The sequence below is a fragment of the Dactylosporangium salmoneum genome (assembly GCF_039532525.1).
Lineage (GTDB): Bacteria > Actinomycetota > Actinomycetes > Mycobacteriales > Micromonosporaceae > Dactylosporangium > Dactylosporangium salmoneum.
Genome location: NZ_BAAARV010000069.1, coordinates 146,680 through 155,174 on the forward strand (window position 1 = coordinate 146,680; position 8,495 = coordinate 155,174).

The window sequence follows — 8,495 nt, forward strand, 5'->3', positions numbered from 1 at the left end:
CTACGGACCGTGATCGCGCGGTCCTTGGCGCAGGCCGGTTCCCGGACACTGCCGCTGCACGGCCGGCACGACGAGTGCCAGGCCATCGACGAGCTCACGGCGACCGTCCGCACGGGGCTGAGCGCCACGCTCGTGCTCGTCGGCGAGGCCGGCATCGGCAAGACCCGGCTGCTGGAGCACGCGGCCGGCGCCGCCGCGGACCTGCGGGTCGCCCGGGTGGTCGGGGTGGAGCCGGAGCGCCGGCTGGCCTACGCCGCCCTGCACCGGCTGCTCCGGCCGTACCTGGACCGGATCGATCGGCTGCCGGGCCCGCAGCGCGACGCCCTGGCCGGGGCGTTCGGCCTCGTTGCCGGCGTGCAGGCGGACCGGTTCCTGGTCGGCCTGGCCGTCCTGACCCTGCTCGCCGACGTCGCCCGGAGCCTGCCGCTGGTCTGCCTCGTCGACGACGCCCACTGGCTGGACCCGGAGACCGTGGCCGTGCTGGCCTTCGTGGCGCGGCGGCTGCACGCCGACAGCGTCGGCGTGCTGATCGCCGCGCGCGACGAGCCGGGCCTCATGCCGGCGCTGGACGGCCTGCCGACGCTGACCGTCGCCGGCCTTCCCAGCCAGGCCGCGTGCGACCTGCTGGCACAGGCCGCACCGGGCCGCATCGCGCCGCCCGTCGCCGCGCGGATGGTCGCCGAGACGCGGGGCAACCCGCTCGCGCTGATCGAGCTGACCGCGGAGCTGTCCGCGGACCAGCTGGCCGGCGGGGCCTCCCTGCCCGACCGGCTGCCGCTCAGCGACCACATGGAGGCGCACTTCCTCCGGCACGTGCGCACGATGCCGGCCGCGGCCGGCCTGCGCCTCGAGCAGGCGGCGTCCGGGCTGCACACGCCCACGATGCGAGCGGCCGCACAGCAGACGAAGGCCACCCTCGCCTGGTTCGGCGGCGGGGTGGCGACGGTGGTGTCGGCGATGATGCTGGAGGCCGCCACCGATCCCGAACTGCCCGCCGAACTCAGCCACGGCATACTGTTCGAGGCCCTCACGGCCGCGATGCTGTCCCGGCAGCACACGGCGGGCACCACGATCGCCGACGTGGCGCACGCCGCGCGGCGGGCGCCGGGCCGCGACCGGGCCCCGGCCTCCACGACGCAGCTCCTGCTGGACGCCTTGGCCACCCGGGTCCTCGACGGGTTCGTGCCGGCGGTACCGCACCTGCGCGCGGCCACGGCGGTGCTGCGCGACAACCGGGAGCTCGCCCACGGCAGCATCCCCTTCGCCATGGTCGGCAACTGGGTGGCGGAGGAACTGCTCGACGACGAGGGATACGAGGCCATCCTGCGCCACGCCGTGTCGCTGGCCCGCGAGCGAGGAGCCCTCCACGCGCTCGATGCCGCCCTGCACGGGCTGGCCGCGGCGGCGACGTGGGCCGGCGACTTCGCGCAGGCCGACAACATCTACGCCGAGGCGGCCGACGTCGGCGCCATGACCGGAACCGGCGACAACGGCGCGGCGGCCTGGCAGATCGAGCTGCTGGCCTGGCGCGGAGAGGAGGCACCGGCGCGGGCGGCCGCCGACGCCGCGTTCAGCTACTGGGAGGCGCGGCGCGGCTACGGCGTGGTCGGCAACCACGCCCGCTATTCGCTGGCCATCCTGGAGCTCGGCCACGGCCGGTACGCCGACGCGCTGGCCTGGACGCTGCCCGGCCTGCGCGACGACGTGGTCGGCCCGGGCAACCGCATGCTGCCCAACCTCATTGAGGCGGCCGCCCGCGCCGGGGATCGGCCGAGCGCAGAGGCCGCGCTCGCCCGGCTGGCCGAGCGGGCGAATGCCAGCGGCACCGCGTGGGCGCTGGGGGTGCTCGCCCGCAGCCGCGCGCTGCTGACCGACGACGACGGGGCGGACGCCCTGTACCGCGAGGCGGCCGAGCACCTCGCCGGCAGCCGGATGGTCACCGAACTCGCCCGCACCCACCTACTGCACGGTGAGTGGCTGCGCCGCCGGAAACGCCGCACCGAGGCGCGCCGGCAACTGGGCATCGCGCACGACGCCTTCACCGGCATGGGCGCCGCCGCCTTCGCCGAGCGCGCCCGCGTCGAGCTGCTGGCCACGGGTCAGCACGCCCGCACCCGTGCCGTCCCGGCCGGTCACGACCTCACCCCGCAGGAGGCCCGGGTCGCCGCGCTCGCCGCGGCGGGGGCCACGAACGCGGAGATCGCCACCCAGCTCTTCGTCACCGACTCGACGGTCGAGTACCACCTGAACAAGATCTTCCGCAAGCTGGGCCTCACCTCCCGGCGGCAGCTCGCGGGTGCCCTCCGGCCGCCGCCGGAGTGATGACGGCCCGGACCTTGGCGAGCTCCTGCGCGCTGTCGGCGTCCACGAGGGGTGTACACGGGGGTGCCCTCCTGGGGATGGCTCGAGGCCAATCGTTCGGTATGCGCCGGCATGCCACAACACGGCCGCCTTGCCCGCACGCCGGTTGGCGGGCCGTGCTGAGGCAACCCACCCAGGCGCCGGACCGGTCTAGGGTGCGTATCAAAGTCTGTGTCCTGAACGCTGCTGTCCGCAGGATGTGAGTCACGGTTCCGGCTGAGCGGTGGCGTTGGGTAGTGTCGATGTGTGGCGGGGGCAGGACCACGGCGGCGGGGGCCGAACCGGACGGTGCCGTGGCGGTGCGAGGGTCCGGTGTCGGTGCTGCGTCTGCCGCTGGACGTCCACGAGCCGCGGGTACGGCGGACGCTGGAGCGGGTGTTCGCGGCCGCGTTCACCGTCCGGCGGGCGGTCCAGCGTGACGCCCGGGCCCGGGTCGACGCCTACTGGGCCGCCTGCCGTGAGCGGGCTGCGGCTGGGCCGGACGCGGTCCGGGGCCGGCTCGGGTTGTCCCGCAGCGGCCTGGAACACGCCGCCTACCGGCATGTGGATGGTGCGCCGCATGTGCGGCGGTATCTGACCAAGGCCCTGGCCATGCATCTGGCCGACGGGGTGTGGGAGGCGACCGAGCGGCACCTGTTCCCCGACGCCTCCGGCCGCCGGCACGGCCGGCCCCGCCCTGGGAGCTGGTGGCAGTTCGCGACGATCCCCGGCCGGGCCCGTTCCCACACCCGTGCCCGGAAGTGGGAGACGTTCCGGCTGGTGGGGAGCCTGGCCGGGCATCGTGCCGCGTTCGGGCACGCTGGCCGGTTGTGGCAGCCGCGGCGGATGCCGGCCGTCACCGCCACCGCCGCCAGTGGGAAGCCGGTGGGGTCGTGGTGGGATCACGATGGCCCGATCGCCATCGTGTGTACCGGCCTCGCCGGAGGTGACCTGGTCGTGCCGGTGCGGCTGCCGCAAGGCCCGGGCCGCCGGCCGGTCCTGGAGCACTACCTCGCCGACCCGAACCGCTGGCACAAGATCGACCTGGTCCGGTACCGCGACCCTGGCGCGGCGGGTGGGTGGCGGTACGAGGCGCACCTGATGATCCTCGGCCCCGGCTACACCTCACCCGCCGTCACCGAGCGCCGCCAGGCGGCCGCCCAGCTCCAACGGCGGGGCGGGGTGGACGTCAACGTGTCCAACCTGACCGTAGTGTCCGTCCCCACCGGCCCGGATGGTGAGTTCGCGGCCAGCCGTGTCGCCCGTACTGGCGAGCACGACGCCGTCCTGGCCGCGCAGCGGCTGCGGCAGCGGCGCCGCCAGCGGGCCCTGGACCGGTCCCGCCGCGCCGCCAACCCCGGCCAGTACCGGCTCTCGCCACGTCAGCAGCGCCGCGCCGACCGCCGCCACGCGGCCGGGCTGCCACCGGTGCAGACCACCGTGCCCGGCGGGCCGCGGGTCGCCAACACCGCCGGGGTACCGGTCCGCGCTTACCGGCGCGACACCCTGAGCAACACCTACCAGCGGCTGCGAGGCCGGGCCGCGGCCGACGGTGCTGCCCGTACCCGGGCCGGGCACACTCGCGCCCGGATCGCCGCGGCGGCCCTGGTCGCGGTCCACGGCCACAGCCTGGTTGTCGAGGAGGCCGACATCCGTGTCTGGGCCCGCCGGTGGGGCCGCGGGATTCACGCCTTCACCCCGGGCATGCTCCTGACCGCCCTGCGCCGCGAAACCACCGCCGTCGCCGCCCACACCGGACGCGGACTTGGGCTGGTGCGGGCCGGGACCCGGCACACCGCCTGGACCCAGCACTGCCTCTGCAGCCAGCGAGTCCCGAAAGGCCTCGCCGACCGCCGCCACCACTGCCCCGGCTGCGGGCTGGCCGGCGACCGCGACCTGGTTGCCGCGCTGATCGGCGCGCACACCGTGCTCACCGACCCGGCCCAGCCCGGCACCGCCCGGGTCGACTGGGACGCGGCACGGGCCACCCTCGACCGGTACGGGGTCGAGACCATCAACGAAGGGCTGCAAGGAGCCCTGACCGAGTCAACCGGAACCCACCACCCCGGCCCCCACTCCGGTGGACGGCCGCGGCGGCCGCAGCCCAGCACCAGCCGGTGCCAGGGCGCTCGGCGAACCACCGGAACGAGCCCTCGACAACCCCGGATGAGCCCCACCACCACACCAGTGGCCAGGACCACACCGGAACGACGAGACGCACACCCCGGACTGTCGACCAAGCCCGGCATTACAACCGGACTTCGACACAGACCTTAGGTGTGGTGAAGGGGGTGCCTGGTGCCTGTGAGCAAGGAGATCGGGTCCGAGCTGCACGAGTTCGTCGAGACCCGATATGTGCACCCTGCGTCGCGGTCCTGTTGTGCGGTGAGTGGCCTCGGGCCGAGGATCTCGTGCAGGCCGCGCTGGCCAGGGTCCGACGGCCCCTCGGAGGACGCCGGTCACGACCGGATCAGGCTGCGCATGGCCGACGTCTATCGGCCCGACCACGTGCGCATCGTGATCGGCGCGTGGAACGCGGTGCACGAGAAGACCAATGCCGCGACCCGCGCCGAGCCGCCGCTGACCGGCCAGCAACTGCAGGCGATCGCCCCGACCCGACCTGGCCGGTCTGACCCGCCGATCGGCGGCCAGGGGTCCCGCAACAGCCGAGCGGTCAGGCGCCGGGCGGGAGGTCGATCCAGTAGCGGCGGGTGTGGCCGAGCCACGTGTCGCGGACGTCCTCCAGCCGGCCGCCGCAGCGCTCGATGACGGCGGCCGAGGCGAGGTTGGTGTCGTCGCAGGTGAGCAGGGCGCGGGGGATGCCCATGGCGGTGGCGGCGGTCAGTACCTCGCGCAGGGCCCAGGTGGCCAGGCCGCGGCGGCGGGCCGACGGGCGGATGCCGTAGCCGACGTGGCCGCCGCCGTCGAGGAGCTTGGCGTTGAGGAAGTGGCGCAGGCTGATCGCGCCGAGGACCGTGGAGGACTCGGCGATCCACCAGTAGGTCGCCGGGACCCTGTCGTCCGGGTGGGCCTGCACGTGGGCGGGCTGGGCGCCCAGCCGGGCGACCCAGGCGGCGAAGCCCTCGGGGGTGTCGACCTCGTCGCCGTCGCCGAGGCCGCTGCCGTGCTGCTGGGCGTCGCGGCCCCAGTCGTCGCGGGCTTCCAGCCAGGCCTCGTGCAGGCGCACCGTAGGGGCGATCAGCTCCGGCATGGGGGGGACCATACCCCGGCCGGGGTACGCGCGCTGACCGCCCCGGGGCGACGACCCGGGGCCTCGCCGCGCATGCAGGAAGTCGACCGCGAGCGGCAGGTGCTGCGCCTCGCGGCGCTGGGCCACTCCAACTCCGAGCTGGCCGTGCCGTTCACCATCGCCGAGTCGACCGCGAAAACGCACGTGAAACGCATCCTGGCCAAGATCGGTGCAAGGGATCGGGCGCAGGGCGTCGCCATCGCGTATCAGGGTGGCCTGATGCCGGGCCGATAAATGCATTGTGCGGGCGCCGAAGAATGCGTACTGTATTCATCAGCACCGGGAAAGACCCCGGGGCGGGACACTGAGACGACAAGGAGCTGGCCATGATGCGGCGCCCCGACTTCGAGCTGATGCGGCAGATGCCGCTCGGCGCGGGGGCCTGCTACGGCTATGCCCTTTGCGCTGGTCTCGGATGTCTGAAGCGTGAAGACGCCCCGGGTGGGTGGAGCGGCTAGCAACCGGCTAGCGACGCCTCCGCCGCCCACCCCGACCGGGGACCGGGCGGCTTTTTCGTGGCATTCCACGGGCTCGTGGAATAACGCCCCGGCATATTCGCCGGTGGATTCGAACATTGACAAGTCCATAGTGATGGCACGCGTTCAAAAATAGGTAAGGGCCTGTGGCGCGGCGGTAGCGCATCGGTCTGGCAGACCGACGGTCAGCGGTTCAAATCCGCTCAGGTCCACTGGGTGCCCGGGGGGACACAACAGGCACCCAGCTCTCGCCCGTGAGGTTGCGGCAGGTAGACCTCCGGATTCTCACTCCGGCAGACCGGGTTCAACCCCCGGACGGGCGACGTGTTGCCTGCGGTAGTCGTCCAACGGGCAGGACACCTGTCTTCCAAACAGGCCGTGACGGGGTTCGAGTCCCCGCTACCGCTCGTGTCAGTCATGCCGTCGTAGCTCAGCGGGAGAGCAAGGCCCTGTCGAGGCCGAGGTCGCCGGTTCAATCCCGGTCGGCGGTGCGCAGTACCAAACATGCGGTTGTAGCTCAGTCAGGTAGAGCGTCGCCTTGCCATGGCGAAGGTCCCGGGTTCGAGTCCCGGCTGCCGCTCGGTCTCCATGCCCTCGTAGCCCAAAGGTAGAGGCACGACGTTGAGGACGTCGACGGTGCGCGTTCGACTCGCGCCGGGGGTACGCACAGCACCACCAGCACGGCACCACCATCAGCATGGCGCGGTGGACGAATTGGGAGAGTCACCTGGTTTTCACCCAGGACACGTGCGGGTTCGAGTCCCGTCCGCGCTTCCGCGCGCCGCTAGCTCAACGGTAGAGCGCCCGGCTCTTAACCGGTCAGTTCGGGGTTCGAGTCCCTGGCGGCGCACTAGCAGGGTAGAGGAGTTCGGTCGTCCTCGCCGGCCTCATAAGCCGGAGATCGCGGTGTTCAAATCCCGCCCCTGCAACCACGTGCAACACACCACGCGAGCTCGGCCCGGCACGAACGGGGGCCGGCCGGGCTCGCCCCGCGGGTGCGCCGACGTAGGAGAGTCGGGGCTGGTTGTAACCCAGTTGCATTGCTGAGGGGGTTCGAATCCCTCCACCCGCACGCGGAACAAGCACGGCAGTACCAGCACGGCCATGTGCCCGAGTGGCCAGGGGACCGCCTGCAAAGCGGTAGACGCCGGTTCGAGTCCGGCCGTGGCCTCGACGAACGCGTGCCATCCACTGTGGACTGTCCAGCCGCAGGCTGAGCGCTGGCTGCTCGGCCGCCCCTCATAAGGGCGGAGTGCCCGGATCGACACCGGGGCCTGCGACGCCGCTGTCATGTGTCAGCTCGCCCTCTCGTCAATCGCGGAGGAGAATCGCGGCATGGTCCCGCCAGTGTGGCTCCTCGACGTCGACGGCGTGATCAACGTGGCGGAGCCGGCCTGGACGGGCGCGCCGCGGCGGGGCGCGGCGACCGCCGAGGGCGTCGGCTGGCCGCTGCGCTGGTCGCCCCGGCTGGTCAAACGCATCCGGCAGCTGCACCGCGACGGCGTGCTCGAGGTCCGCTGGTGCTCCACCTGGTGCGCCTGGCCCGAGCAGATCGCCCGCGCGCTGCGCATGCCGTGCCTCGACCGGGCCTTCGGCGACGTGCCCGACGCCTCCGTGGCCAAGCTGGCCGCCGCCCGGGCCGTGCTGCGCGGCGGCCGCCGCCTGGTGTGGACGGACGACGTCGTGGTCCCCGAGCCCGGCGACCTGCACGACGAGCTCACCGCCGGCGGCCGGGCCCTGCTCATCCGCCCCGACCCGCGCCACGGCCTGACGCCGGCCCACCTCGACGCGATCGAGGCCTTCGCCCGCGCCGATGCGATCGAGGCCGAAGCCGGCGCCGATCCGATCGAGGCCGAAGCCCGCGCCGAGGAGACCGCGGCCGAGCCCGGGCTCAGGGATACAGCGTGACCCGGTAGTCCAGGGCGATCGCCGTCACCTGGGTGCGCTCGATCTTCGGCTCCGCGCCCAGGAACTCCACGCCCACGGTCACGGTCACGGTTTCGCCGTTGCTCCGGTCGACGTACACGACGATCGTCACCCCGCCCTGGGCCTCGCCCGTCGTCAGCCGGGTGACGATCCGCTCGCCGCCCGGTCCCTCCTGCGTGTCGCAGGAGGTGTGCGGCCCGGCGCCGGCCGGGTCGCCCGGCGTCGGCGGGACCGACGTCGGCGTGCAGGTGCTGGCGGCGGACCGGCGCATCACGTGCACCGACAGCGTCGCCCGCCGCCCGCCGACCGTCAGCCCCTGCGTGGTCCGGTAGGACAGCGATGGCCCGTCGACCCGTTCCACCTTCAGCGGGGCGTCCAGGCGCGCGTTCGGCAGCCCCGTCTGGATCGCCGCGGCGATGCCCTCGGTCAGCCGGGCCCGCGCCCGCTCGGCCGGCTCCGTCGGCTCCGCCCCCAGCGCGCTCGCGCCGGGCGCCGGAGAGCTT

General features: G+C 73.6%; 6 protein-coding genes and 11 tRNA genes. 15 read left to right on the forward strand and 2 right to left on the reverse strand.

Annotation, left to right across the window (positions count from 1 at the left end):
- Positions 1-9: 9 nt before the first annotated feature.
- Entirely contained in the window at positions 10-2,322 is a 2,313-nt protein-coding gene (locus ABD352_RS35725) for a LuxR C-terminal-related transcriptional regulator (protein ID WP_344616964.1), read from the forward strand.
- Between the two features lie 351 nt (positions 2,323-2,673).
- Entirely contained in the window at positions 2,674-4,617 is a 1,944-nt protein-coding gene (locus ABD352_RS35730; protein WP_344616965.1) for a hypothetical protein, read from the forward strand.
- Positions 4,618-5,014: 397 nt separating this feature from the next.
- On the opposite strand, the gene ABD352_RS35735 is transcribed toward ABD352_RS35730, so the two are convergent.
- Positions 5,015-5,551: a GNAT family N-acetyltransferase gene (locus tag ABD352_RS35735; protein ID WP_344616966.1), complete on the reverse strand. Its 537-nt coding sequence runs from the start codon at positions 5,549-5,551 to the stop codon at positions 5,015-5,017.
- 72 nt (positions 5,552-5,623) lie between these two features.
- Between ABD352_RS35735 and ABD352_RS35740 the strand changes: the two genes are divergently transcribed.
- From ABD352_RS35740 to ABD352_RS35800, 13 genes are all read left to right on the forward strand, one after another.
- Positions 5,624-5,824 (forward strand): response regulator transcription factor, encoded by a 201-nt coding sequence (locus ABD352_RS35740; RefSeq protein ID WP_344616967.1) that lies wholly within the window; start codon positions 5,624-5,626, stop codon positions 5,822-5,824.
- A 382-nt stretch (positions 5,825-6,206) separates the two neighbouring features.
- Positions 6,207-6,278, forward strand: a tRNA-Ala gene (locus tag ABD352_RS35745).
- A 37-nt stretch (positions 6,279-6,315) separates the two neighbouring features.
- A tRNA-Glu gene (locus ABD352_RS35750) sits at positions 6,316-6,389 on the forward strand.
- A 10-nt stretch (positions 6,390-6,399) separates the two neighbouring features.
- Positions 6,400-6,473 (forward strand) — tRNA-Gly (locus tag ABD352_RS35755).
- A gap of 12 nt (positions 6,474-6,485) precedes the next feature.
- Positions 6,486-6,557: transfer RNA gene (locus ABD352_RS35760), tRNA-Asp, on the forward strand.
- 15 nt (positions 6,558-6,572) lie between these two features.
- Positions 6,573-6,646 (forward strand) — tRNA-Gly (locus tag ABD352_RS35765).
- 10 nt (positions 6,647-6,656) lie between these two features.
- Positions 6,657-6,729, forward strand: a tRNA-Leu gene (locus ABD352_RS35770).
- Positions 6,730-6,765: 36 nt separating this feature from the next.
- A tRNA-Glu gene (locus ABD352_RS35775) sits at positions 6,766-6,840 on the forward strand.
- A gap of 4 nt (positions 6,841-6,844) precedes the next feature.
- Positions 6,845-6,916 (forward strand) — tRNA-Lys (locus tag ABD352_RS35780).
- A 2-nt stretch (positions 6,917-6,918) separates the two neighbouring features.
- Positions 6,919-6,998: transfer RNA gene (locus ABD352_RS35785), tRNA-Met, on the forward strand.
- A 59-nt stretch (positions 6,999-7,057) separates the two neighbouring features.
- Positions 7,058-7,138, forward strand: a tRNA-Tyr gene (locus ABD352_RS35790).
- 28 nt (positions 7,139-7,166) lie between these two features.
- Positions 7,167-7,237: transfer RNA gene (locus ABD352_RS35795), tRNA-Cys, on the forward strand.
- A 164-nt stretch (positions 7,238-7,401) separates the two neighbouring features.
- On the forward strand, positions 7,402-7,974 hold the full coding sequence (locus ABD352_RS35800; protein WP_344616968.1) for an HAD domain-containing protein: 573 nt from the start codon (positions 7,402-7,404) through the stop codon (positions 7,972-7,974).
- Here ABD352_RS35800 and ABD352_RS35805 read toward each other — a convergent pair.
- Positions 7,958-8,495, reverse strand: a 538-nt coding sequence (locus ABD352_RS35805) for a hypothetical protein (RefSeq protein WP_344616969.1), incomplete at its 5' end; no start/stop codon positions are given. The genes ABD352_RS35800 and ABD352_RS35805 overlap by 17 nt on opposite strands.